This window comes from Chitinophaga sp. H8 (genome assembly GCF_040567655.1).
Lineage (GTDB): Bacteria > Bacteroidota > Bacteroidia > Chitinophagales > Chitinophagaceae > Chitinophaga > Chitinophaga defluvii.
Map to the genome: position 1 here is coordinate 585,998 of NZ_JBEXAC010000002.1, position 25,474 is coordinate 611,471.

Sequence of the window (25,474 nt, forward strand, 5' to 3'; positions counted from 1 at the left end):
TTGTAATTTGCGGGATTTTGAGTAATTTATAAAAATTCGGACCATAATCATAAAGTGTTTCTACGTCACATTTCATTTCTGAAAGCTGTTATTTTACACAGCCTCACTGCCTATGGAGGCCCTCAGGGGCACCTGGCAATGATGTTGAAAACCTTTGTACATCAACGAAAAGACGTTACCGAGCAGGAGTTGATGGAGTACAATGCCTTTTGCCAGCTATTACCAGGCGCATCTTCTTCACAAACTTTAACTTTAATAGGATACAAACGTGGTGGTGTGCCACTGGCCATACTTACCTTATTGATATGGATTACACCGGCATGCCTGCTAATGGGGTCATTGAGTTTTCTGCTCCAATATTTTGACAAAAAGACACTGCAGACAGACATTTTCAAATACGTACAACCCATGGCGGTAGGGTTCCTGGCTTATGGTGGAATCCGCGCCTATCGCATCAGCATACGCAATATGGCCACCCTGGCTATCATGCTTGTTTCCATGCTGGCAGCATTTTATTTAAAGTCGCCCTGGACATTTCCGGCACTCATTATATTAGGAGGTATTGTTTCCAATTTCAGTAACAAGCGTATTCCTGATCTGCCGGAGAAACCCAAAAAGATCCAATGGACTAATATATGGCTGTTTGTAGCCATATTTGTACTGGCGGGATTTTTATCGGAGGTAGCACGTGCTAATGACTGGATTACGCGGCGTCCGTTTAACCTGTTTGAAAACTTTTACCGTTTTGGCAGTCTTGTATTTGGCGGAGGCGACATCCTGATAGCGATGATGCTGGAGCAATACGTATCCCGTGCAAAAACCCAGTTCATGTCGGCAGAAGAGCTGCTTACCGGTGCTGGTATTATGAGAGCTTTACCAGGCCCTACCTTTTCCGTATCCGCATTTGTGGGAGGAATGGTTATGCGCAACCTGGGACCGGGCTATCAATTCCTTGGATGTATATTAGCCCCGGTAGCTATTTTTCTTCCTAGTCTGCTGCTGGTGCTATTCTTCTTTCCGATATGGCATAACCTGAAAAAGCATGTGATCATTTACAGAGCATTGGAAGGTATCAACGCTGTAGTAGTAGGCATTATGTGGGCAGCCACTTTCATCTTATTCCTGGCCATTCCCTTTACATGGTATAATTTACTGATTGCACTATGGACGCTGGGATTACTCTATCTCACCAGGGTACCTTCTCCGTTTATCGTATTAGCCTGCCTGTTATTGGGCTGGCTGCTTTAAATACCGTATTCTTTGATTTTATTATAGAGGGTCGTTAATCCTATACCCAGCAGCTCCGCTGTTTTGGTTTTGTTGCCCTTGGTATACCCCAACACTTTTATAATATGCCGCTTTTCCATATCTCCCAGGCTCATGGAGGTGTGATTATCTTCTTCACCCTGCTGAAAGTGAAAGGGCAGCACCGAGATATCCAGCAGATTGGTATCCGTTAATATCACCGCCCGCTCTATTACGTTTCTGAGCTCCCTTATATTTCCCTTCCAGCTATGTTGTTGTAATGCCTGTGAGAAAGCAGGACTCATTCCTTCCAGCTTTTTATTCATCTTAGGCGCAAACTGCTGTATAAACAGGTTAGCCAGTAATGGAATATCTTTTTTACGTTCATTCAGGGAAGGCAGCTGGATCTGAAAGGCCGACAGCCGGTAGTACAGATCGGCCCGGAAATGCCCTGCTGCAATCTCCTGCTCAAGGTTTCTGTTGGTAGCTGCGATGACCCTCACGTTTGCCTTAGTGGATTTGGATTCCCCTACTTTATAAAATTCCTGTGTTTCCAGTACCCGTAGTAGTTTGGCTTGTAATTCCACCGGCATCTCCCCTATTTCATCCAGGAAAATGGTTCCCCCCTGTGCCTCTTCCAGAAAACCGCTCTTTTCTTTTATGGCCCCAGTGAAAGCTCCCGCCACATGGCCAAACAACTCACTTTCCAGCAGTTCTTTTCCAAACGCACTGCAATTTACTGCCACAAATGGCTGCTGCCGTCTGTTGCTCCCCTGGTGAATGGCCTGGGCAAATACTTCCTTTCCTGATCCTGTTTCGCCCAGCAGCAGCACTGTTACATCCGATGGAGCTACTTTTTCGGCCAAAGCCACTGCTGTTTTAATTTCAGGAGATGCACCCAGAATATTATCAAAACTGTATTTACCCCCTATTTTCTTTTCCAGCTCCCGTATCCTCCGCTGCAACATCGCCTTGTCCATAGCCTTACTTACCAATGGCAGTATCCGGTTATTATCATCCCCTTTGGTGATATAGTCAAAAGCACCGTTTTTTATTGCCTGCACCCCATCCGCAATATTTCCATAAGCCGTTAGTACGATCGTTTCCGTTTCGGGGTGTTTGGCTTTTATATCCTGCACCAAAGCGACCCCGTTACCATCCGGCAATTTAACATCAGACAGGATCACCTGTATCTCTTCCTTTTCCAGTATTTTCCAGGCTGCCCGTATATTAGCAGCTTCGTGTAAGGTATATCCCTCCAGGGAAAGCAGGCGGCTGAGCAACTTACGCAGTTGTTCCTCGTCGTCTATAATTAAAATATGGCCTTTAGACATAGCAAGTAGTCGATAAACGAAGCAAAGTTAAGCTGTTCCGTTTATTTGACACTTGTTGTTTTTTGATTGGTTTTAAACCCATTGCCCTTATCAGGGAAGCTTATTCCATATCCTTCCTGTTATCCTTTTCTATCTGCCGGATTACTTTGCGCAGGTCATTTTTTTCTCCCTGTACAGACTCCCACAATTCCCCTTTCTCTTTAATGCGGTCCAAGGTATTCCAGATATGGTAATCCTTTATATTCAACTGGCTATTTACCTCCTCCCATAATAAAGGGGTAGATACAGTAGCACCAGGCTTTGGCCTTACTGCATAAGGTGCCGCCACGGTTTGTCCGCGACGGTTCTGCAGGAAATCGATATATACTTTCTTCTTTCGCTTTGCTTTGGTTCGTATGATACTCGTGGTAGTTTTTAATTGCCGTTGCGTTTCTCTTGCCACATATTCTGCAAATAAGCGGCAGGCATCGAAATCATACTTTGCTCCCGTGGGAATGTAGATATGCAATCCTGTAGCCCCTGATGTTTTACAATAGTTACTTATTTTAAACCCATCCAATACCTCCCGGATACATAAAGCTGTTTCTACTACTGCTTTAAAGGAGATATCCTCAGGATCCAGATCAAGGACAATATAATCTGGGTTGTCCAGTTGTTTTGTTCTGGCCAGCCAGGGATTCACTTCTATACAACCCAGGTTGATCATATAGGCCAATGTTGCCTCATTATTACAAATAAGATAGTCTACATTTTTGTTCGTAGATTCTGAGTAAAGCGGCATACTTTTGATCCAGTCCGGTAAATGTTCCACATCCATATCTTTCTGATAAAAGCTGAGCCCTTGTATGCCATTAGGAAAGCGGTGCAGTGACAAAGGCCTGTCTTTGAGGTGAGGCAGCAGGTATTGTGCAATAGATAAGTAGTAATCTATCAATTGGCCTTTCGTTATTTTTTCTGCAGGCCAGTATATTTTTTGCTGGTTAGTAAGTACTACCTGCTTGCCATTCAGCTTTAAAGTGCGATCTGTTTCCGTAGCTTTCGCTGATACTTTTTCTTTTGTCATGACTAGCTTTTTAGCAGTTTCGTGGTGCACATCTTTTGTAGGCTTATCTTCCCGCAATCCTAAAAATATTGGCTGCCGGAGATTTCCACCTTCCGTCCAGGACGAAAATTTAACTTCACAAACCAATACAGGCTTTACCCAGGTAACAGGCATGTTCGTCTTTATCTTTTCCTGAAATGGGGAACTGCGTTGCTTTAAAGGCTGCATCTTAGTAAAAAGCGTGTCTATGGTATTTTCATTTAACCCACCGCCACAATGCCCGATATACCTGAATTTCCCTTGTTCATAAATCCCCAGTACCAATGCCCCTATCTTCTTTCTGCTTCCCCTGGGAGCAGTATAACCGCATATCACTGCCTCCTGCTGGTTAACAATTTTCATTTTCAGCCAGGATAAGGTCCGTACCCCCTCTTCATAAGTACTATCCGCTTTCTTAGCCAGAATACCTTCCCAGGCGTATTGCGTTGCCTTTTTAAACAGGGTACTCCCTTTTGTAAGTATATGTGAAGAGTACTGAATCCGTTTATCATTTGTGTTTTTCACCAGATCTTCCAATAAACTTTTCCGCTCTATCAAAGGCATTTCCTGCAATTCATGACCATCCAGATGCAGTAAATCGAATACTACATAAACCAGGTTTCCTTTTCCTGTGTTCTTAAAATTCTGGAGTGCCTGAAAGGAAGATGTTTTGTGTTTGTCCAGGATCACGATCTCTCCATCCAGTACCACATTGTGCGAAATTTTCTCTACAGCCGATACGATGGTCGGATAGTCTTTATTAAAACTAAGTTGGTTACGTGAGTATAAAGCCACCTGATGGTCCTGCACACTGGCAATGGCCCTATAGCCATCCCATTTCGTTTCAAACAGCCAGCCTTCTCTGTCAAACACTTCATTCACCAATGTAGCCAGCATTGGTTTATATACTTTCTTAACCGCCTTCTTTGGGGGAGATAAGGTTATTTCAGATGAGGCTACGCTTTTTTTTTTGCGGTTTCCTTTACTACTTTTTTAACCGGTGTTTTAAGTTTTTGCCGTTCCTTTTCTTTCATCCCTTTCTCCTTAATTGTTTTCGGCGTATAATCTTCACTATCGTATTTTTCCTTTGCAGCGTATTGATCTTTATGTTTAATCAAGAGCCACGCATTCTTTTCCGCACCTTTCATTTTAACCAATGCGAATTCTCCTTTCAGCTTTTTGCCCTTTATTCTTATTTTCAAATCACCTTCCTTGATTTCCTTTAAGGCTGTTTTATCAAAACTGCCGGTATGATTCAACAGTTCATAGGTTCCTTTATCCCATACATACACGGTACCTGCGCCATAATTGCCTGCTGGAATTACGCCTTCAAAATCCTTATAATCATACGGATGATCTTCTACTTCCATAGCCAGCCTTTTATCAGCAGGATTCATAGAAGGCCCCTTAGGCACCGCCCAGCTTTTTAATACTCCCGCTACTTCCAACCGGAAATCATAATGTAGTCTGGAAGCATGATGACGCTGGACTACAAAAATATGCCTGTCCCCTTTTGCCGTCCCGGCCTTAGGCTCAGTGGTTTCATTGAAATTCCGTTTCTGATGATATTTCCCTAAACTCATGATGCCTTTGTTTTGGGTTTATTCAAACTGGCTTTCAGCTGATCAAACAACTCATCACTTTTCGTGTGCACCACTTTCATTTTTTTCACGACTGTTTTCTTACCACCTGCCTTCGCCTTAATAATTTTCATCAGCTCCAGCCGGTATTCATCTTTGTAACTACTAATGTCAAAAGGAGCACTGTACTGCTGTACCAGTTTCGTAGCCATATCCAGCTCATTTTTAGCAATACGTACATTTGAGGGGAGGGTTAAATCCGGCTTTCTGATTTCTTCTTCAAACCTTAGCTGCTGTAATAACAAATAATTTTCACGGGGTCTGATTACTACCAGATGTTCCTGTGTTCTGAGCACAAATTGCGCAAGACCAGCCTTTCCTGTTTTCTCTAATGCTTTTAACAGCAATTCATACGCCTTCCCACCGCTCTTGTCAGGCTCTATGTAATAAGGTGTTTCAAAATAGATATCATCAATCTCGTCTTCCTTTACAAAAGAGACGATTTCAATCACCTTACTTTTTCTGGGACTGGCCGCCTCAAAGTCTTCCGCTTCCAACACCACATATTCATCGTTATATAAAAACCCTTTTACAATCTTTTCCCAGGGTACCTCCCGGCCTGTTTGCTCATTGATGCGCTGGTACTTAATATGTGCATGATTCCTACTATCCAGCATGTCCAGGTCCAACCGGCTGTCCTGGGTAGCACTATATAGTTTCACCGGAATATTTACCAGCCCAAAACCTATTGATCCTGACCATAGTGCACGCATAATAAAGTATTTATGAGGTTAAATAATATCATTTGTGTAATACTCCCAGTAACACACAAATGATACCATAATTTAACAATAGCCTCTACTTTAGTGGCATAACTTTTGGCCGATAAGCTGTACACAAAACCTCATTTTATGGACAAGCCAGGCGAAATGACTACCCTTACCAGCATTTTAGAAAAATTGCGGAATAAAGGGTTTGATCATGAATTGAAAATGAGTGATCATGGCCGCATGCAATCGGCTGATTATCATAAAATCTATAACCCGGAAGACTTAAAAATCATTAAAACATACCGGTTTGAAGGCGAATCCGATCCTTCTGATTCCTCCATTCTGTATATCATGGAAGATAAAGAAGGATATAAAGGTTATGTGCTGGACGCCTATGGGATGTACAGCACGCATGAAGAAAGCGGGTTTGATGCATTTATTCAGAAAATCCCCATGGAAGATCATGACGAGCAGTTGATTTTCTGCTAAAAAGGATGGCCGGATATCGCTATACGAGGTATCCGGCCATTTATGTATCCAGGCTTCTCAAAAAAGACATCAGTACTTGTTCATCCCCATTCAAGCCTCCTTTTGGAGACTTATTACGTTGTACTTTTACCTGTTCCAGAAAAGGCTCCAGGTGACCTGTTTCATAAGACAGCAGCAATCCGGGATGTATATAGTACTTTTTACAAACAGCACGGGTATTGCCCAGTTTTCCGGCTACCCCATCAATGATATCCACAATATTCTTCCGACATTCTGTTACTGATTCAAAAGGTGTCAGATCTGCCAGCAGGTTCAGTGCATTTACAGTACCTGCCCACGTTCTGAAATCCTTACAGGTATAATCGTCCTGTGCACACATTTTCACATATTCATTTATATCCCCAGAATCCAGTGGTTTGTGTTCTCCACTTTCATCATAATACTGAAACAGTTCCTGCCCCGGAATATCTTTTACCTTTTGAATTAACCTGGTTAAAGCCGGATGATCTACCCATATTTTATGCGGCACCCCCTTTTTACCCTTAAATTGAAAAAATGCCTTACTTCCATTGATCTTCACATGCTTGTTACGCAGCGTAGTAAGCCCATGTGAACCGTACAATTTCTCATATACCGCATTGCCTACTCTTATCAGCGTTTCTTCCATTACACTCAAGGCAATAGCCATTACTTTCTCCTTATCCAGTGTTTTCCTGCTTAATCCTGCCTTTATAGCTTTACGGATACGCGGCAGTTTTTCCCCGAAATGTAGCAACCGGCTATACTTGGTTTCATTACGGATCTGGTTCCAAAGTGTATGATACCTATATTGTTTACGCCCCATCGCATCTATTCCGGTAGCCTGCAGATGACCGTTTTCAACAGGACATATCCATACTTTTTTCCAGGCAGGAGGTAACACTAGTTTACGGATCCGTTCCAACGTACCTTTATCTGCTATTTTCTTTCCGTGCTGGTCGGCATATTGAAAGGCCTTTCCTTTTTTAATACGGGTATACCCGGGCATACTGGCCTTTATGTAACGTAATTTCACCGCCCGTGCTATTTCAGCAGGATCTGTAGTAATTGACTGATTATCCATTTACAATTTCCCCTCCATCCTGCATAACTATTCCTGTTAACAATAAAGGCCTCCGGCATTTAAACGCAGAGGCCTTTTCAGTTTTCATCTTTAACAAAATACAGCAACTTATTCTGCCACCGCCTCTTCATTTACAGACGATTCGGCTATTTCTGTCAGCAGACTATCCGCTTCTTTCTCCTCTTTCAGTGTTTGCTCCAGTAGTGCTGCTACTTCATCATGCCCCATCTTACTGGCAAAAGTTCTTAAACTACCATAAGCCGCTATTTCATAGTGCTCTATCTTTTGGGAACAGATAATGATCCCGGCATCCCTTACCATACTGTCTTCTTCCGTATCAGCAAGCACTTCTTCTCCTTCCGTAATAAGACCTGCCATCGCTTCACACTTTTTGGCGGCGGCTTTAGCTCCCAATAGTTCAAAAGCTTGTTCCAGGCGGGCCACATGCCCTTTAGTAGCCTCCAGGTGATCATCTATAGCGCTAGCCAATTCCACACTAGTAGCTCCTTTCTTCATTTTAGGTAATGCTTTTACCAGGCTTTTCTCGGCCCAGTATATATCTTTCAATTCATCCAGGAACAGTTTGTGAAATTTTGAATGTGCCATGTTGCTATTTTTTCCTGTACGCTTTTCCTTCGTTGCACCGGCCTTCCTTGATTGCGGTGCGGCAGATTTTTTGATGGTTTTGTTTGTACCAGCCATTTTGATTGTGTTTTTAGTTGATTAACAAATATTTTTCACTACTGCCTTCCTGCTCCCGGTTCAGCCTGTGGATTAGGAGGTGTGCGCTTTATATCCCGTTCAGGTACCTCATCCGGAATCTTTGGCTGCTCCGGCGTACCGGGCTGCTCCGGAATCTCAGGCTGTTCCGGTTTAGCAGGAACAGGTTTTATTTCCGGTTCCGGCTGCTCTTTACCTGGTGTCATTGGATTAGGTCCAGGCTGTTGAGAAAAGTATTTATGATGAGCTGACATATGCCGATGTTTTAGGGTGAAAAAAAAGTTTAGTGATGCTATATCCGGGTTTTATAGGAGCATGTCGTATTTTTATCTATCGCTATAACTACGTGACAAAGCGTGTTTACAACACTACAGTTTTGATATCGTTTAATTCCGATAATAACATAAGAGAGAAAAACAAAGTTTGTTCCAATATTGCATAGCCACTTCCTATCAGCATTCTGAATTGCTAAAAGATAGCACATCATACATTACATAGTTGCACAAACCCTTAACAGTAGCGAATTGCATAAATAAACCACTATTACTTAAAACGCTTTATTTATTACCACTCCACCGGTGATATTTATTTTCACATTGTAGAAATTGTTGCGCAGCACCTCATTCGGGGAATGTTCATTTTCTGCTATTAGCGAAATTTTAATGAGATTAATTAATGCAGATGTAGTAAATTAGATAGCTTCGCGAATATTCTGCTATTTTAACAACATGCACATTTCAGTACATAAAAAGATAAGAGTAGGTTTCTTTATTGCATTTACTGTAATAGTGGTAGCTTCTATCTTCTCTTACCTCGTCACCAAAAACCTGCTTGATAACGCCAGCCGGCTTAATCATGCAATAGAAGTATCCAAAAGACTGGAAGTGATCATCAAGCAGTTAAAAGACGCAGAAGCAGCGATACGTGGCTACAATCTTACGCAGGACAGCGTTTTTCTCCATCCCAGCATGGAAAGCCGCAGTCGTAAAATTGAAAAGGAGTACCTGTTACTAAGGCGGATCACGGCAGATAATCCCCTGCAGCAACATCACCTGGATACCTTGAAACGGTTGTTGGATATAAAGTATCAGCAATTAAGGATGGGCGAGCAAAAAGACACACAAAAGGGGGAAAAAATATCCGTTAATGAAGGCGAAAGGCTGATGGATCGCATCGACAGAAAAGTGCAGGAAATGATCCATATCGAGGAGGCCTTATGGCATGAGAAGTCCGAACTATTCCGTTTCTTTTCAGCTATCTGGGTACCTGTCATTTTTATTTCCTCACTGGTAGCTATTCTGATAGGGGCTTATTCCTATATTACCCTCACCAGGGAGTTTAAATTGCAATTGCATATTGAATCAAGATTAAAATCCTATCAGCGTGACCTGCAGCAAAACATCAGCCTGCTCAATAAAACCAACCAGGAGCTGGAGCAATTTGCCTATGTAGCTTCTCACGACCTGCAGGAGCCTTTAAGGAAAATATCCACCTTCAGTGACCGGTTACAGCTTAAATACAAGGAGCAATTGCCTCCGGATGCCTCCCAACTGATAGATAGGATGGTGGGAGCAGTTGCACGAATGCGGGTGCTTATTAACGACCTGCTTATTTTTTCCAGGGCAGGAAGAATCACCTCAGAAAGTATTACCCCGGTAGACATGTATTCGCTGATACAGGAGGTGTTAAGTGATCTGGAGGTAGTGCTGGAAGAAAAGAACGTACGGGTTAATTATGATCACCTGCCAGTGATCGAAGGCAGTGCCACGTCTTTCCACCAGTTGTTTCAGAATATCCTGACCAATGCCATCAAATTTGCACATCCGGACCGGCAGCTGGCCATTAACATCAGCTACCAACTCCTGCCAGGAAAAGCTATCAGCGTAATAAAGGAAAATCGGGCAGAAGAGATTTTTTGCCGCATCTGCATAGAAGATAATGGGATTGGTTTTGACCAAGCATATGCTGAGCGGATTTTTCTGATCTTTCAGCGGTTACATGGTATCAGCGAATATTCAGGTACCGGTATAGGACTGGCCATCTGTAAAAAGATTGTTGATAGCCATAATGGGTATATCATGGCATATGGCTATCCGGATAAAGGCGCTACTTTTGTAATAATCCTGCCCGTAAATCAATCTAAAAAACATGATCATGAAGAGAAGCACCTTACCGCGTAACATCCTGATTGCGGATGATGATGCTGACGACCGGGAAATGTTGAAAGCGGCATTTGAGGAAAACAAGTCTTTGCATAATATTTGCTTTGTAGAGGATGGAGAAGAATTAATGCATTACCTGAATCGCAAAGGTGCCTATACTGATCCGGTCAGCTGGCCATTACCAGGGATCATCATACTTGATCTGAACATGCCCAGAATGGATGGCTGGGAAGCGCTCAGGAAAATAAAAATGGACGAACAGCTGAAATGCATACCGGTGATCATTCTTTCTACCTCCAAAGCGGAAATGGATGTTCTAAACTGCTATGCACTAGGGGTGAATAGCTTTATCATTAAACCCGTTACCTTTAAAGGATTGGTAGAAATTACCCACATGTTAGATAATTACTGGTTTAAAACAGCAGAGTTACCCAATATTTGTTAATGGAAAAGCCTGTTCATATTTTAATGATAGATGATGACGAGGATGACTTCTTCCTCGTTAGTGAATTGTTGAGGGACATTTCCCCGGATCAATATATCATTAACTGGGCCCCCACCTATGCCAAAGGATTAGAAGAAATAGAACAACATCAACACGATATATACCTGGTAGATTATAGACTGGGCCCCTATACAGGTATCGATATTCTTCACCGCTTTCAGGAATTACAACTTAAAGCACCCATTATCATGCTTACAGGTAAAGGCGATTATGCCATTGACCGGGAAGCTATGATGGCAGGTGCATATGATTACCTGGTGAAAGGGGAAATAAATGCTGACCAGCTGGAAAGGGCTATCCGCTACGCTTTAGACGAAGCGAATCATTTACGCATTATAGAAGAAAGTGAACGGAAATACTTCGGTATCTTTGAAAAAGCACATGACCTGATTATACTGGCAGATTGTGATAAAAACATTATTGATGCCAACCCAGCTGCACTACGTATATTAAACTACCCGAAAAAAGAATTGATTGGCCTGCATTTGAAAGACCTTTTCTGGCAAGAGCAGCAAAGCGAAGATTTCCTGGAACACATATGCGATGAAAGCGCTTCCGGACAACTGGAATATGATTTCAAAACCAAGCATGGAAAAAAGCTGGATGTACTGGTGAATGCCGTCATGCTGGATGAAGCTGCTCAGATATTTTTATGCGTAGTACAGGATGTTACTGATAAAAAAAGAGAAGAGCAAGAAAAACAACATTATGAAAAGTTCGTCATTACCGGACGAATTGCCCGGGTAATAGCACATGAAGTAAGAAACCCGCTGACGAATATATTACTGGCTGTAAGCCAGTTTAAACAGGAGTCCTCCGTCCCCAATGACACGGACACGTATGTGGAGATCATTGAAAGAAACTGTACCCGCATAAACCAGTTGATTACAGAACTACTGCACTCTACCCGTATGATAGAACTACATACCCAATCCGTAGGAGTGAATAATCTGATTGAAAAAACACTGGAACTTGCGCAGGACAGGCTACAACTCAATGAAATAAAAGTATATAAACAACTGCTTGATCAGGATATACTCATCACAGTGGATGCCGAAAAAGTAGTGATTGCGTTGCTAAATATTATCATCAACGCTATTGAAGCAATGACACCAGGTAAAGGTATATTGACCATTAACCTTACTCATAAAAAAGATAAAATGTTATTGCAAATAGGAGATAATGGCCCTGGTATTCCTGAAACTACCAAAGCCAAATTATTTGATCCTTTCTTTACCAGCAAACCCAAAGGAACCGGCCTTGGGCTTACCAGCACACAAAATATCCTGCAAAATCATAAGAGTACTATTCATGTAGATAGTGAGCCGGGGCAGGGCACCACGTTCAGCATTACCTTTCCACTTCCGGGTAAATAAATACGCCTATTGTGGTTTTCTGGTAGCTTCCGCTGCTTTTGCGGCAGCGTTGTTAATGGCTTCTTCCACAGAATGAGATTCTTTTACATTCATTTTTACTTTTGTTTCTTCTGCCAGCAAACAATAGTACTTATGCAATACATCCAGCTCCTCCTCTGTCAGATCCTCTACAACAATTAACCGGTTACTTGCAGGTTTGGATGCTGCAATCAATTCATTCAATTTAAGGTGTAATGATTTTGAATCTTTATTCTGGGACTTCTGAATTACAAATACCATTAAAAAAGTTACAATAGTAGTTCCTGTATTAATAACAAGCTGCCAGGTATCCGAATAATGAAACAACGGTCCTGTAATTCCCCATACCAGAATAGTAAGTAATGCAGTAAAAAAAGCCCAAGGGCTGCCAGTAGCTGTAATTACTTTTCCGGAAAAATTTTCAAAGAAATTTCCTTTGGGTACAGCATCCGGATACTTTTTCATAGCCTGATGTTTTTACATGTAATCAAATCGCATCGCATTATTTATTACAAGAGCAAATCATGTACCATAGCGCTATTAAATAAAAGTACCCCATACCTTTTCAGGTATGGGGTACTTAACGGCACATATAAAATGTGAATTAATAATTTATATTCAGTAACCTCAATTTGTTATATAAAGTTTTACGATCAATGTTTAACAATTGTGCTGCCTTGGTCTTATTATATTTCACCTCTTTCAGTACGTTAATAATCTTATTGTATTCTGCCTGCAATGCAACTGTTTTCAGATCGTTATCATTCGCCTGCATAACAAGTTCTCCTGTTGCCTGCCGGTCATTATCAAAACTCTGGCTGAAAGATTCTTTCATTTCCAATGGCAGCGCAGACATTGTAATATCTTCATGCTCCGGCGTAAGCAGACAGGCGCGACGAATTACATTTTTAAGTTCCCGGATATTACCAGGCCAATTATACTGTTGAAAACATTCCCATACTTCTGCTGAAATTTTACCACATTTCTTTTGCAGCTCCTTTTCTACCTGATGAACAAAAGAAGTGATAAACAACTGAAGGTCTTCATTCCGTTCTCTCAATGGTGGAATGTAAATTGTAAATTCATTAAAGCGATGAAACAGATCTTCCCTGAATTTACCACGTTGTACAGACTCGGATAATTTTTCATTGGAGGCAACAATGATACGCACATCAATAGGAATTTCTTTCATACTACCTACACGGCGTATTACTTTTTCCTGTATTACCCGAAGTAGGGCAACTTGTATATCATAAGAAAGATTTGATACTTCATCCAGGAACAAAGTTCCGCCTTGTGCCTGCTCGAAAGCACCTACTTTGGTATTAATAGCTCCGGTAAATGATCCTTTTTCGTGTCCGAAAAGCTCGCTGGCGGCCAGTTCTTTGGAAAGGCTGCCACAGTCCAGTGCTACAAAAGGCTGGTTATGTCTTTTACTATGATGATGAATAAGGTGGGCTACCGATTCTTTACCAGTTCCTGTTTCACCAAAAATGATCACACAATAATCGGTAGGAGCTACCAGCTTTATTTGTCTGATAAGTTCCTTTGCACCGGCACTCTCACCGTATACGTACTTATCTGTTTTGCCCGTACTATCTCTGGCCAGCAGCGACTCCCTGGCTTCCGGCGCGCTACCGGCATCTACAGGCTGCACAGCAGAACGTTCCAGCTCTGCCTGCTTATGGGCAAATGCTTTATGTACCAGGCTCAGGATTTCATCAGGATAAAGCGGTTTTGAAAGATAGTCATATGCGCCATTCTTCACCATTTCCACTGCAATCCTTACATCCGTATACCCCGTAATAATAATTACGATAGTATGCGGATTCAATTGACGGATATCCTGCAACAACTGCGCTCCATCCGTATCTTTCAGGCGATAATCGCACAATACAAGATCAAAGGTCTTTTCTTTCATCATTTTCAGGGCAGCATTACCAGACATAGTACTCTCTACCTGAAAGCCATGCTTACCTAAAAACTTACTTAGTAACGTACAGATATTGATCTCATCATCTATTATCAATATATTTTTCATAAAATATATATGGTGTTTGGCAACAGCTTACTAAATTTACTAATAAAAAAGCAGGCTGACTAACTTTTAATACTGTTTATTAACTCATCTAAATTCTTCACACTAAATGGTTTAGCCAGGAAAAAGGCCGCCCCTGCACCCAAAGCCTTTTGCTTTTCCATCCCATTATCATAAGCGCTGATAGTAATCACAGGCAATGTGGGACACTTTTGCTTTATTGCGGGCAGCGCATCCAGTCCGGACCCATCCGGCAAGTGAATATCCAGGAAAAGGATATCAGGTTGCTGACGCTGAATAGATTTCATTCCTTCTCCCAGTGCATGAACATATTTTACATTATATCCATGCCTCACCAAACTTAACTGCAATAACCTGCATATATCCGGTTCATCATCTATTATCAGTATAGAGGGTCCTTTCATTCCATAATTAGTTGAAACTAAGCCTGGCTGGTCCCACGCCGACTTCTTTAGCTGTAACATGTTTATGTTTATTCCATTGTTCCATCAATAACCTCGCAATTAAATAACAAACTGTTGATTCCGCTCCCTGATTCTGGTTTACATTGGTCTTCTCCAAACCATCATAACAACCATAGGTCAAGGGGTTGTAAATTAATTGTTTCAGGTGATTATTCCCAAGATACCAGCTGAATGCCACACGCATCTTTTCCAGGTATTCCGGATTTCCGGTAGCCTGGTAAAAGGCGTGCTGAGCCAGCATAGTGTAAGCTACTTCTATAGATTGTTCTCCACCATCCTGGGTTGCCATATCATCTTTATGAAACCAGGTTTTATTGCTGATCATTTTCATATGGTTACTGGTAAATGTCTTACTGCAAAGAAATGCAAAGCTTTCTTCCGCTGTGGTACGGAATGCTGTGATACCTGTTATCTGGTAAGCCATGATCATAGCTTCGGGTAATACAGCATTGCCATAGGTTATCGCACATTCAAACCATTTCCAGTTACTGTCTGCCTCAGCCAGATAAGCATTGTGCAAACGGGTAGCAAGGTTTTGCAAAATATCTGCGGCAATACCGCCTTTTTTATACTGCAGGAAATAATACAACCCTTTAATTGCAAAGGCCATAGCACGTGGAGAAGTAAGGCCTCCCATCCATCTTAAACTATCCCTGAATAAGGAATAGGCCTCCTGCACTACGTCCTGGGGCAAATTAGCATGGTTAGACAGTGTATATCCCAATGCCCATACTGTACGTCCATTTGAGTCCTCCAGGTTTACCTCAGCGTTTGAAGCTGAAAAAGAGCCTCCGATATCAACGTAATTCAGAAACCTCCCTGCAGCCGTTTTGCAATGCCCGATAAAGGCAACATACTTGCGGGCCAATGAGCTGATATAAGCACTGGGTTTTACCTCTTTTGCATACATGCACATCACAATCAAGGCGCGGGCATTATCATCCAGTGTATAACCTGAAGAGAGATCAGGTACGTCATGTTTTGAAAACTGTATCATACCAAACTCATCTGTCATCCGGTCAATATGATCGAGGTAAACAGGTGGCAGGTTCGGCTGAAGCATGTTTTCTTCTGCAAGAATATCTGCAAAAACGGCCATATGGGCAATCGCCACATTATCCCAGATGGAATTACGTGTTTTATCAATTGCATTCAGGCTCATACTATGGCGCAGGTCCGGATCACCGAGCAAACGCATAGCACATGCTGCCAGTTGCTCATCATTCTTAAAATCAATCAAACAACCACATCCCTCATCCAGCATTTCCTTAGCCTGTACAAAAGCAGTTGAAATAACCGGACAGCCAGCACTCATAGCATATACAAATGTGCCACTTACCGCCTGGTGTGGGTCTATGGAAGTAAACAGATAAATATCCGTGATCGCTAAATAATCCAGTAAAGTTTCAAGAGACAAATAGGAGTTTACAAATCTTATATTATTCTCCAGCCCGTATTCCGCTACTAATCCCATCAGATGCTCCCGGTATTTTTCCCCTTCCCGGCTTAATATGGTGGGATGCGTTTTCCCAAGAATAAGATACACCGCATCCGGAAACCGCTGTACCACCTTTCTCATAGCCTTTATACCTGTTTCCAGCCCCTTGTTTTCACTCAATAAACCAAAAGTGCTTAATACCAGTTTATCCGCTAAACCATATTGTTTTTTAAGCACCTGAACATCTTCTACAATGTGGGCATGCGTACCATGTGGAATATGTACAATTTTTTCTGCAGACAACTGATACACATCTTTCAACAGATGGGCCGAAGATTTTGTCATTACAACCACCTTACTGGCCAGTGCTCCGATAAGACTCACCACCTTCAGGCACTTATTATCTGGAAAGGGTAATACAGTATGAAACCTTACAATAAATGGCTTGTCCAGCAATGACAGCATCGCCAGTAAATTATGTCCATAGTCTCCTCCATACAAACCAAATTCATGTTCAAAGCATAACAAATCTATCTGTGGGTTTGCATTGATTTTATGCGCCAGCGCGATACAGTCATCTATGTCAAAAGGATTAACCGTATGCGTGACCGGGTGTATTATTTTAGCTGCAGGCTTGCCCGATTCCGACAAGGCGCAGATTTCTATATTCAATTTTCCTGCAAACGTTTTATGCAGGGAGTTCACTAAATCCTGGGCAAAAGTAGCAATGCCACACTCACGAGGTGGGAAGGATGTAACAAAAAGCAAGGTTTTATTCATTGATTATATAGTTTTAGTCCTTACAATCCCGATATAACAAACACGGTATACCGGGAACAAATTCTTCAAATATCACTCCAAACGTACCAGTAAAGGTTTCGGAGGTATTGCATTTTCCAAGTGTGGAAATATCTTCCCATTTATGCCCAATACTCCACAACAATGCCAGGACAATTCTGTCCAATCACATATGGTGGAATTAGCAGTAAAAAATAAAACGCACTATGGGGGGTCGAGGATGATGGGTTGCTCTCTATCAAAAACGGAGTAATACCTGAAAATTTCTGAATCACTGAAGATACGAAATTTTTAGCGCTTGTCCAATTACATGGATTTGATGGCACCGGGGTAAAGGTGCAAAAAATAGCCATTAACTTTTAATTCACATAAAGGAGTATCATTTATTGTTGATATTTTTTCACCTTTATTTAAAGTGGCAGCTATTGGATGGCTGCAACGGCGGATCAACCCTATATTGTTACTTCTGCTAATAATAAAGGGTAAAACAAGCATAGATACTGTAAAAACAACACTATCAGATATATCACACGTATGTATTACATAATATTTACAGTATCATTTTGTCAATCTTTATCATGCTGCCTGTATACTGTTTTTTCTTTAGCAAAATTTGTCTATTTTAGCTATTAGCAGAACTTTTATTGTCATTTTAAGTTATGTTATTATTAAATTTTCAGCGGTTACAACCATATCCATTCCACCATTAGCAATCTCCCAACGCAATTGCGGCAGCGGCAAGCAATGGGTTTTTAATCACGATCAATGAAAACTAGAGCTCATGAGAAACTTATCCTGCACATTCGACATTAATGGTATTACTAAGAAAGTAACATTAAGAAAAGTTCCTAAAGAGCGGAAATTCCTGGTACAATATGATGGAAATGAAACGGAATACATCATTACAGAAAAGAACGATGTAAAGTACATGCATGGTCCTGTACCTGAAACAACACTAGGCGTGCGCATTCAGTGGATGATTATGCATTATTTTTCAAACACCAAGCCTGTCAGCACTACGCCGAGGAAGATGTCCAAAAGACTTATATAAATCCTTTTTCGAGAGACAGAAAACCTTCTGCAGCGTTTAACTGCTGCCATAAAATAGCATGTACGGCCTGAGCAACCGGCATATAAGCACCTATCTGTCGATTCATTTCATAAATACACTTACTGGCATAATAACCTTCCGCAACCATATTTAATTCCAACATAGCTGCTTTTACGCTATATCCTTTACCAATCATATTTCCGAATGTACGGTTACGGCTATGTAGGGAATAGCAGGTTACCAGTAAATCGCCCAGGTAGGCGCTGGCATTATAATTATGGGCAGATACGGCCCCCGTACCAGTAGGCTGCTGTTCATATTTTTCCAGAAATGACTGCATTTCCCGGAAACAATTAGCGATATATACACTCAGGAAATTATCTCCATATTCTAATCCATGTGCAATACCGGCACCTAAAGCATAAATATTTTTCAGCACCGCAGCCAGCTGTACACCCACCACATCATTATTCACAATGGTTTGCAGATAACTGCCACCGAATTCATCGGCTACCTCCTGTGTCGCAGCTTGTTCAATACCTGAAAAGGTCAGGTAGGACAATTTCTCATTGGCTACTTCTTCTGCATGGCAGGGGCCTGAAATCGTAAAGTATTGCTCTGGTGGTAATCCGAATTGATTAAATAGATATTCGTTGATAAGGATATTAGGGCCAGGAACCAGGCCTTTAATAGCTGAAATCACCTTTTTGCCCCGAAGCGCATCCGGTGATAAACCTGCGAGTACTTCTTCCAGAAAAGCGGATGGCACAGCCAGCACAACCTGGTCGCAGGCAGCCACCATCGATGAAAGGTTGCTGTGCATTTCCAGCAGGGTAGTATCAAAATATACAGAGGTAAGATAATGTTTGTTATGATGGCGCAACTGCATATGCCGGATAGTATCCTCGTTACGTATCCACCAATGGATACGTTTACCATTATCCGTTAAAATTTTAGCCAATGCAGTTGCCCAGCTACCACTCCCAATAATACCAGTTTTTATTCCCTTGCTCACTACGCTATTTTTCCGCAATGTAATCAAAAGTCGGCATACTACTTCTTAGCCTGCCCTTCGTATAATTGTCCTTTTGGTACTACTGCTACTTTTTTGCCGTTGGCAAGTGTTTTAGAAACAATATTATAAGGTGCACTTACCACTACATCCCCTTCTTTAACACCAGAAATAATTTCAATGTTAGTATCATCCTGAAGGCCGGTTTTAACCTCCACCATTTTCACCGTATTATCATTTTGCAGTACAAAGACTACTTCCTTCAGGTCATTTTTAGAGTTATCGCCCGAAGTAGGAGTAGTATTATCATCTTCCTGTGCACCACGCTGGGATTTGCCCTTTCCATTATCAACGTGAGCCGTATCACTTGGGTCACGGGTAGTCACCGCATTAATAGGAATAGCTATTACATTGTGCTGACGACGGGTTTGAATATCCACACTTGCACTCATTCCCGGACGAAACGGAAAGTTTTTGGGATGGCTCGGATCTATCAGATCTTTATAGCTGTCCAATAAAACACGGATGTGAACAATATAACTGGTTACCTGCTCAGCAGAAGAGCCGCTGGTACCTGTCACACTGGCTGCACCTTTACTGGAGCTCGCGATCTGCGTAACAATTCCCTTGAATTTGCGGGCATTATAGGCATCTACTTCAATAATAGCCGTATCACCATATTTAACTTTGGGAATGTCATTCTCTCCCACATCTACCTGTACTTCCATTACATTCATATCAGCAATACGGAGCATTTCTGTTCCGGCCATTTGTGCGGTACCCACTACACGTTCTCCTTTCTTCACAGGTAGCAAACTCACAATGCCACTCATAGGAGCTGCAATAGTGGTACGTCCCAGGTTTTTGTTTGCTTCAGTAAGATTTGCCTGTGCGCTTTGTACAGCATATTTATTACTGTTCACCTGCTGTACCGCAGCATTATAATCTGCCTGTGATGACAGATAAGTAGCTTCTGATGTTTCAAACTCTACTTTGGAAATCACCTTTTGTTTAAACAATTCCTTGTTACGATCATAGGCCGCTTTATTCTGGTCCAGGCGTGCTTTATAGGAATGCAGGGCAGCAGCCGTATTAGCTAGCTGTGCTCTTTGCTGGCTTACTGATGCTGCAGCTTTATCTACCATAGATCCATAGATATCTGCATAAATGCGGGCCAGTACCTGTCCCTTCTTTACAGAATCTCCTTCCATCACCAGCAGGTCGGTTATTTCCCCGGATACATCCGAGCTTACCTTTACTTCTACTTCAGGATAAATTTTGCCACTTGCAGCAACCACTTCTACAATGTCTTTGCGGGTAGCCTTATCAGTGGCTACTTTTAGTCCTTCCTCTTTTCCTATTACGCCTGCCGCTTTTAGTACCATAAAGAGTACTATTATTCCCAGCACGCCACCTCCAAACCAATAAAGTTTTTTGCTTTTTTTCTTTTCCTTCATCATATAGCGGTTATTTCTTAGCACAGAGTGCTACAGGGCAATTTTTTGATCCCGGTAAAACTCCAGCAATTTCATTTTAAATATATAATCGTATTGCGCCGAGACCTTATCTATTTGTGCTTTAAATAATTTAGTCTGAATGGTAATATAATCGATTGTGTTTAACAAGCCCAGGTTATAACGTTTAGTAGCGAAATCGAATGATTTCTGCGCTGAAGTTACTCCCACAGAAGAAGCTGAATACTTTTGTATCGCAGCGATAGCGTTGGCATGTGCTGTATAAATATCCTGCCGCAGTTTCTGGTTATCCAGGTCGCGGGTCAGTTCCTTATTATAAACATCCAGCTTGGCACGGTTTACAGCAGTACGTTGCTGCCATCCATTAAGTATTGGTATTCTCAACCGCAATCCTACATTCTGGTAAAAGTTATTACTTAACTGCGTGTTGAAGGGAATGGTACGGGAACCAACATCATATCTCGGACGTCCTAATACATCATAATCTCCTCCCCCCACTTTCACCGTACCCAGGGTATCTATAAACGGGCCTTTGATGTTACTAAAGTCGCGTTCAGAATAGTTCTCAGAATATTGGGTACCCATACCTGCCGAGAATGACAAGGAAGGATAAAGGGCACCTTTGGCAGCCGCCAGTGCTTTTTTAGCTGATTGTATCCGCAGCTCATCCGTTTTAATAAGCGGATAAGTAGCCAATGCAGCGCTGTATACCATTTCCGGCGCCACTTCATCCATACGGGGTAGCGGCAAAGAAGCGATATTGGCAGGTACTTCGGGTTGGAACGGTATATCAAATCCCAGGTTAAGCAATGCCTTCATTTGCAATACCGAAAGGATCTCGTTATTCTGTGCGGTAACCAGGTTGGTACTGTCCTGTGCCAATGACGCTTCCAGATCTGCCTGATTGCTTTCCGGCACTGAACCGGCCTGTACCAGCTTTTTGGTGTTCTCCAGGGAATTGAGGGTAAGTTTTACCTGCACCTCATTCACTTTTACCTGTTCCTTATACAATAGTATTTGTAAAAAGGCATTTGCCACATTAAATCCCAGATCGTTTCTTGCTTTTTCCATCAGAAAGCCGTTGGCCTGCGCTTCCAGCTTGTTAGCTGCGATGGTATTTCTCTTGGTAAACCAGTTAAAAATGGTGAGATCCATTGTTAAGTTCAGATCCGAAGCAAAGTAGGATTTGGTTACAAAAGCATAGGTAGCTGGATCCGCATTACGCCCAAAGTTCAACCCACCACCAGCAGCCCCATTCAAATTAGGTAACTGGGACATCTGGCTTTGCTTCAGTGTAAGGTCTGCCAGGCGTTTTTGTACATCCTGTTGCTTTACACTGATATTATTGGCCAACGCATAATCTACGCACCGCTGCAGGCTCCAGGTGTCCTGCGCAACTGCTGGGGCAGCAAACATGAATAAAACCAGGATCGCTCCCGTAAACTTTTGTAAACTCATAGCCTGACAAAAATATAGTAATTGTGATGATACTTTCCTGCCCTTCTTGATAGATGGCAAAAATTTAGTAGGTATGGCACTATGCCACACTAATTTAGTGTAAAACATAATATTTTATTTACTGAATTTGTTAAAAGCGGCCGAAAGGCCAAATTTAAACCGGCCCATTGTCACTATTATGCCTTAAGCATAGTACCTACCGGTACTAGACAATTTTCCCATCTCTGATTTCAATGATACGATTCCCGTAAGTGGCATTCACATCAGAATGGGTTACCTGTACAATGGTAATTTTATCCTTTTCGTTCAAATGCTTGAATAACTGCATGATAATTTTAGCCTGGTCAGAATGCAGGTTACCGGTAGGCTCATCCGCAAAAATAACCCTTGGCTCAGCTACAATGGCCCGGGCAATCCCCACCAGTTGCTGCTGACCTCCGGAAAGCTGGCTGGGAAACAGGTCCTTCTTCGCCACCATATTAAAGCGGTCCAGTACATCCGCTACCCGGCTTTTACGTTCACCGGCCCCTACATTCTTATATAACAATGGGGTTTCTATGTTTTCATAAACAGTCAGCTCATCTATCAGGTGATACGCCTGGAAAACAAACCCTATAGCTCCACGGTGCAACTGCGTGCGCTTTTTCTCATTCATCTGATCTACCCTTTCGCCCTCAAACAGATATTGACCATCAGACGGCTCTTCCAGCAAACCCATAATATGCAATAGGGTGGATTTACCCGAACCGGATGGCCCCATAATAGAAACAAACTCTCCTTCATGAATAGTCAGATCTACATCCTTCAATATTTCATTTTTACCGAATCCTACCGGGTAGTGCTTAGAGATATGTCGTAACTGTATCATTGAAAATTTATTAACTTTTATAAATACTGTATAACTAATATACTAAAGTCATACGTTTTTGAATTTATGATTCCGCACGCAATGATTTCACAGGATTCATCAACGCCGCTTTGACAGATTGAAAACTAATAGTAAACAAGGCAATAGCTACTGCCGCACCTGCTGCTACCACAAATACCCATGCTGCTATATTGGTACGGTAAGCAAAATCAGCCAGCCAGTTGTTCATAATATACCATGCCAGCGGAGATGCTACAATCACGGCAATACCCACCAGTTTTAAAAAATCGCGGGACAGCAAGGTTACAATATTTAAGACCGAAGCACCCATTACTTTGCGCATCCCTATCTCCCGGGTACGCTGTGTGGCAGTAAAAGCAGCCAGCCCAAACAATCCCAGGCACGAAATAAAGATGGTAATCACTGCAAACAAAGTTAATATGTTGCCCGTCCGCTGTTCCGAACTATACAAGCTATTAAATTCTTCATTCAGAAAATGATATTCAAAAGGTACCTGAGGAAAAAAAGAGGCCCATGCATTTTTCATCCCGGCCGCCGTGTTTTTCATGTTCACCATATCTGTTTTTATCAGCAGCTTACTGAGCATATAATCATATTCCGGGAAAATCACAATAGGTTCAATGGCCCTCCTCATAGACTCAAAGTGAAAATCCTTCAATACACCCTTAATCGTCCCGTTTCGGCCATTCATGCTTATCCGCTTATTTAATGCAGCTGCTGCTGACCAGCCCAGTCTTTTTGCCGCTGTTTCATTTAGTAAAAAATGATAATGTCGTTTCCCAATTTCCGGCAACAGGATATCTTTAATATCGGCATCTGTGAAATCTTCTCCCGATATCACTTCCATATTCATAGTAGTAATAAAATCTTTGGCAACAGACATAGCAGTAATGTCCATCCCAAAATCAGCAGGTTTACCTTCTACCTTCCCAAGGCTGTACCCACCTCCTATTTTTACAGGTGAGTCATACGACGCACTCACTGCTTTTATACCAGGCACCTGCAACAGTGCCTGCTTTAAAGGCCCCAGCTTATCTCCAACCACGGAACCATCCAGCACAATTACATGATCCCGCTCCATACCAATTTTCTTGTGTCGTATGTAATTCAACTGGGCAGCTATAACCAGGGTACAAATGATGAAAAATACAGAAGCCGCAAACTGTGTCACCACCAATGCCTTACGTAACCCACCCCCTTTCATTTGCACCATTTTTCCTTTTAATACGGTTACCGGCCTGAAAGCCGACAGAAAAAGGGCAGGATAAGTACCAGCTATAAAAGTAACTACCACAAATACTACCATTAGCAAAGCATATAACCAGGAGCTGCCGGCTAATCCCATTTGCAGACTGCGGTTAGTAAGGTCATTAAAGTAGGGTAAAGCCAGCTTTGCCAATAAGATGCCTGTTAATAGTGCGGATGCTGTAATCAGGGCAGACTCCGCAATAAACTGCCAGAATAGCTGGCCCCTTAAAGCCCCCATCGTTTTACGAACACCTATTTCACGCGCACGTTCAGCAGAGCGTGCTGTGGCCAGGTTCATAAAATTAATACAGGCCACCAACAACAATAAGATAGCTACCCCTTCCAGGATATATATGTAACGAACATCATTACCCGGTTCCATACTTACCGTTGCGGTAGAGTATAAATGTACACTGGTCAGTGGTTCCAGCACATAACGTATAAAATCACCCTTGTTCAGCTGTCCGTACTTTGCCACCATAGCAGCGACATAACGATCTGTTTTCTGCTGTACCACTTCCATAGATGCACCTGCACGCAATTGCACATAAGTATAGTAATTTGCAGGCGACCACTCCTCCGCTGTACTAACCGGGGCTGATCCAACAAAATCAAACTTCAGCTGAGAGTTTTCAGGCACATCAGCTACTACACCGGTAATACGCAAATCTGTATTTCCCTGCTTAATGATCTTCCCTACCGGATCCTCATTACCAAAATACTTCCTTGCTGCGGTGGCAGTAATGACAAGTGTATTGGGTTCCTTTAACACAGCAGCCGGATCACCCTGAAGTAAGGGAAAAGTAAACATCTCAAAAAATGGAGCTTCCGCATAGAGAAAATTTCTTTCGTTAAATACTTTATCTCCATATTGCAGGGTAATCAAATCTGGTTTACCCATCCTTACAATATTCACTACTTCCGGAAACTCTCTTTTAAATACCGGAACTAGCGCCTTTGGTGTTAATGCCACATCTGAGGGCGTAGCACCTCCAAAACTGTAGGTCATTTTAATCCTGTAAAGATTACTGGCATTTTTATGAAAACGATCATAAGTAAGCTCATTATGCAAATACATCGCAAGCAGGGAAAAACAGGTTATTCCCAATGCCAGTCCGGCAATATTTAAGGCAGTATATGTTTTCCTCCTCCAGAGATTTCTAAACGCTGTTTTAAAATAATTTCTGAACATCCTTTATA

At 42.0% G+C, this 25,474-nt stretch carries 22 protein-coding genes; 6 read left to right on the plus strand and 16 right to left on the minus strand.

Annotation, left to right across the window (positions count from 1 at the left end):
* Positions 1-54: 54 nt before the first annotated feature.
* Positions 55-1,248, plus strand: coding sequence for a chromate efflux transporter (gene chrA, locus ABR189_RS16240; RefSeq protein ID WP_354661503.1), 1,194 nt, complete (start codon positions 55-57; stop codon positions 1,246-1,248).
* Here chrA and ABR189_RS16245 read toward each other — a convergent pair.
* The 4 genes from ABR189_RS16245 to ku form a co-directional block, all read right to left on the minus strand.
* Positions 1,245-2,579 (minus strand): sigma-54-dependent transcriptional regulator, encoded by a 1,335-nt coding sequence (locus tag ABR189_RS16245; RefSeq protein ID WP_354661504.1) that lies wholly within the window; start codon positions 2,577-2,579, stop codon positions 1,245-1,247. The two genes, chrA and ABR189_RS16245, sit on opposite strands and share 4 nt — an antisense overlap.
* A gap of 100 nt (positions 2,580-2,679) precedes the next feature.
* Positions 2,680-4,557: a DNA ligase D gene (ligD, locus tag ABR189_RS16250; protein WP_354661505.1), complete on the minus strand. Its 1,878-nt coding sequence runs from the start codon at positions 4,555-4,557 to the stop codon at positions 2,680-2,682.
* Positions 4,558-4,616: 59 nt separating this feature from the next.
* Positions 4,617-5,243, minus strand: a complete 627-nt coding sequence (locus ABR189_RS16255; RefSeq protein ID WP_354661506.1) for a DNA polymerase ligase N-terminal domain-containing protein — start codon at positions 5,241-5,243, stop codon at positions 4,617-4,619.
* Positions 5,240-6,013 (minus strand): non-homologous end joining protein Ku, encoded by a 774-nt coding sequence (gene ku, locus ABR189_RS16260; RefSeq protein ID WP_354661507.1) that lies wholly within the window; start codon positions 6,011-6,013, stop codon positions 5,240-5,242. The genes ABR189_RS16255 and ku overlap by 4 nt, the downstream gene beginning before the upstream one ends.
* Positions 6,014-6,151: 138 nt before the next feature.
* Here ku and ABR189_RS16265 point away from each other — a divergent pair, with 138 nt between their 5' ends.
* Entirely contained in the window at positions 6,152-6,499 is a 348-nt protein-coding gene (locus ABR189_RS16265) for a hypothetical protein (RefSeq protein ID WP_354661508.1), read from the plus strand.
* Between the two features lie 40 nt (positions 6,500-6,539).
* Here ABR189_RS16265 and ABR189_RS16270 read toward each other — a convergent pair whose 3' ends face one another.
* From ABR189_RS16270 to ABR189_RS16280, 3 genes are all read right to left on the minus strand, one after another.
* Positions 6,540-7,601 carry a DNA topoisomerase IB gene (locus ABR189_RS16270; RefSeq protein WP_354661509.1) on the minus strand — a complete coding sequence of 354 codons (1,062 nt, stop codon included), beginning with the start codon at positions 7,599-7,601 and terminating at the stop codon, positions 6,540-6,542.
* Between the two features lie 108 nt (positions 7,602-7,709).
* Positions 7,710-8,207, minus strand: coding sequence for a YciE/YciF ferroxidase family protein (locus ABR189_RS16275; RefSeq protein WP_354661510.1), 498 nt, complete (start codon positions 8,205-8,207; stop codon positions 7,710-7,712).
* Between the two features lie 134 nt (positions 8,208-8,341).
* Positions 8,342-8,575, minus strand: a complete 234-nt coding sequence (locus ABR189_RS16280) for a hypothetical protein (RefSeq protein ID WP_354661511.1) — start codon at positions 8,573-8,575, stop codon at positions 8,342-8,344.
* Positions 8,576-9,049: 474 nt separating this feature from the next.
* Between ABR189_RS16280 and ABR189_RS16285 the strand changes: the two genes are divergently transcribed.
* Genes ABR189_RS16285 through ABR189_RS16295 form a run of 3 tightly spaced genes read left to right on the plus strand, consistent with a single transcriptional unit; the run spans position 9,050 to position 12,364 of the window.
* Entirely contained in the window at positions 9,050-10,501 is a 1,452-nt protein-coding gene (locus ABR189_RS16285; protein ID WP_354661512.1) for a sensor histidine kinase, read from the plus strand.
* Entirely contained in the window at positions 10,476-10,928 is a 453-nt protein-coding gene (locus tag ABR189_RS16290; protein ID WP_354661513.1) for a response regulator, read from the plus strand. Before ABR189_RS16285 ends, ABR189_RS16290 begins: the two co-directional genes overlap by 26 nt.
* Positions 10,928-12,364 carry a hybrid sensor histidine kinase/response regulator gene (locus ABR189_RS16295; RefSeq protein ID WP_354661514.1) on the plus strand — a complete coding sequence of 479 codons (1,437 nt, stop codon included), beginning with the start codon at positions 10,928-10,930 and terminating at the stop codon, positions 12,362-12,364. The genes ABR189_RS16290 and ABR189_RS16295 overlap by 1 nt, the downstream gene beginning before the upstream one ends.
* Positions 12,365-12,370: 6 nt before the next feature.
* Here ABR189_RS16295 and ABR189_RS16300 read toward each other — a convergent pair whose 3' ends face one another.
* The 4 genes from ABR189_RS16300 to ABR189_RS16315 all read right to left on the minus strand — a co-directional run bounded on the left by ABR189_RS16300 (position 12,371) and on the right by ABR189_RS16315 (position 17,123).
* Complete coding sequence (locus ABR189_RS16300; protein WP_354661515.1) at positions 12,371-12,847, minus strand: low affinity iron permease family protein; 477 nt, start codon at positions 12,845-12,847, stop codon at positions 12,371-12,373.
* 139 nt (positions 12,848-12,986) lie between these two features.
* Positions 12,987-14,423 (minus strand): sigma-54-dependent transcriptional regulator, encoded by a 1,437-nt coding sequence (locus tag ABR189_RS16305; RefSeq protein WP_354661516.1) that lies wholly within the window; start codon positions 14,421-14,423, stop codon positions 12,987-12,989.
* 59 nt (positions 14,424-14,482) lie between these two features.
* A complete protein-coding gene (locus ABR189_RS16310; protein WP_354661517.1) occupies positions 14,483-14,845 on the minus strand; it encodes a response regulator in 363 nt (120 codons plus the stop codon).
* A 7-nt stretch (positions 14,846-14,852) separates the two neighbouring features.
* Positions 14,853-17,123 carry a glycosyltransferase gene (locus ABR189_RS16315; protein ID WP_354661518.1) on the minus strand — a complete coding sequence of 757 codons (2,271 nt, stop codon included), beginning with the start codon at positions 17,121-17,123 and terminating at the stop codon, positions 14,853-14,855.
* Between the two features lie 799 nt (positions 17,124-17,922).
* Here ABR189_RS16315 and ABR189_RS16320 point away from each other — a divergent pair.
* The gene (locus ABR189_RS16320) at positions 17,923-18,192 is read left to right on the plus strand and encodes a hypothetical protein (RefSeq protein ID WP_354661519.1); all 270 of its coding nucleotides are present in this window, start codon (positions 17,923-17,925) and stop codon (positions 18,190-18,192) included.
* Here the strand turns inward: ABR189_RS16320 and ABR189_RS16325 are convergent.
* The 5 genes from ABR189_RS16325 to ABR189_RS16345 all read right to left on the minus strand — a co-directional run bounded on the left by ABR189_RS16325 (position 18,185) and on the right by ABR189_RS16345 (position 25,466).
* Positions 18,185-19,207 (minus strand): NAD(P)H-dependent glycerol-3-phosphate dehydrogenase, encoded by a 1,023-nt coding sequence (locus ABR189_RS16325; RefSeq protein WP_354661520.1) that lies wholly within the window; start codon positions 19,205-19,207, stop codon positions 18,185-18,187. The two genes, ABR189_RS16320 and ABR189_RS16325, sit on opposite strands and share 8 nt — an antisense overlap.
* 38 nt (positions 19,208-19,245) lie before the next feature.
* On the minus strand, positions 19,246-20,664 hold the full coding sequence (locus ABR189_RS16330) for an efflux RND transporter periplasmic adaptor subunit (protein ID WP_354661521.1): 1,419 nt from the start codon (positions 20,662-20,664) through the stop codon (positions 19,246-19,248).
* Between the two features lie 27 nt (positions 20,665-20,691).
* Positions 20,692-22,137, minus strand: a complete 1,446-nt coding sequence (locus tag ABR189_RS16335; protein WP_354661522.1) for a TolC family protein — start codon at positions 22,135-22,137, stop codon at positions 20,692-20,694.
* Between the two features lie 205 nt (positions 22,138-22,342).
* The gene (locus ABR189_RS16340) at positions 22,343-23,005 is read right to left on the minus strand and encodes an ABC transporter ATP-binding protein (protein WP_354661523.1); all 663 of its coding nucleotides are present in this window, start codon (positions 23,003-23,005) and stop codon (positions 22,343-22,345) included.
* 64 nt (positions 23,006-23,069) lie between these two features.
* On the minus strand, positions 23,070-25,466 hold the full coding sequence (locus ABR189_RS16345) for an ABC transporter permease (protein ID WP_354661524.1): 2,397 nt from the start codon (positions 25,464-25,466) through the stop codon (positions 23,070-23,072).
* Positions 25,467-25,474: the final 8 nt, after the last annotated feature.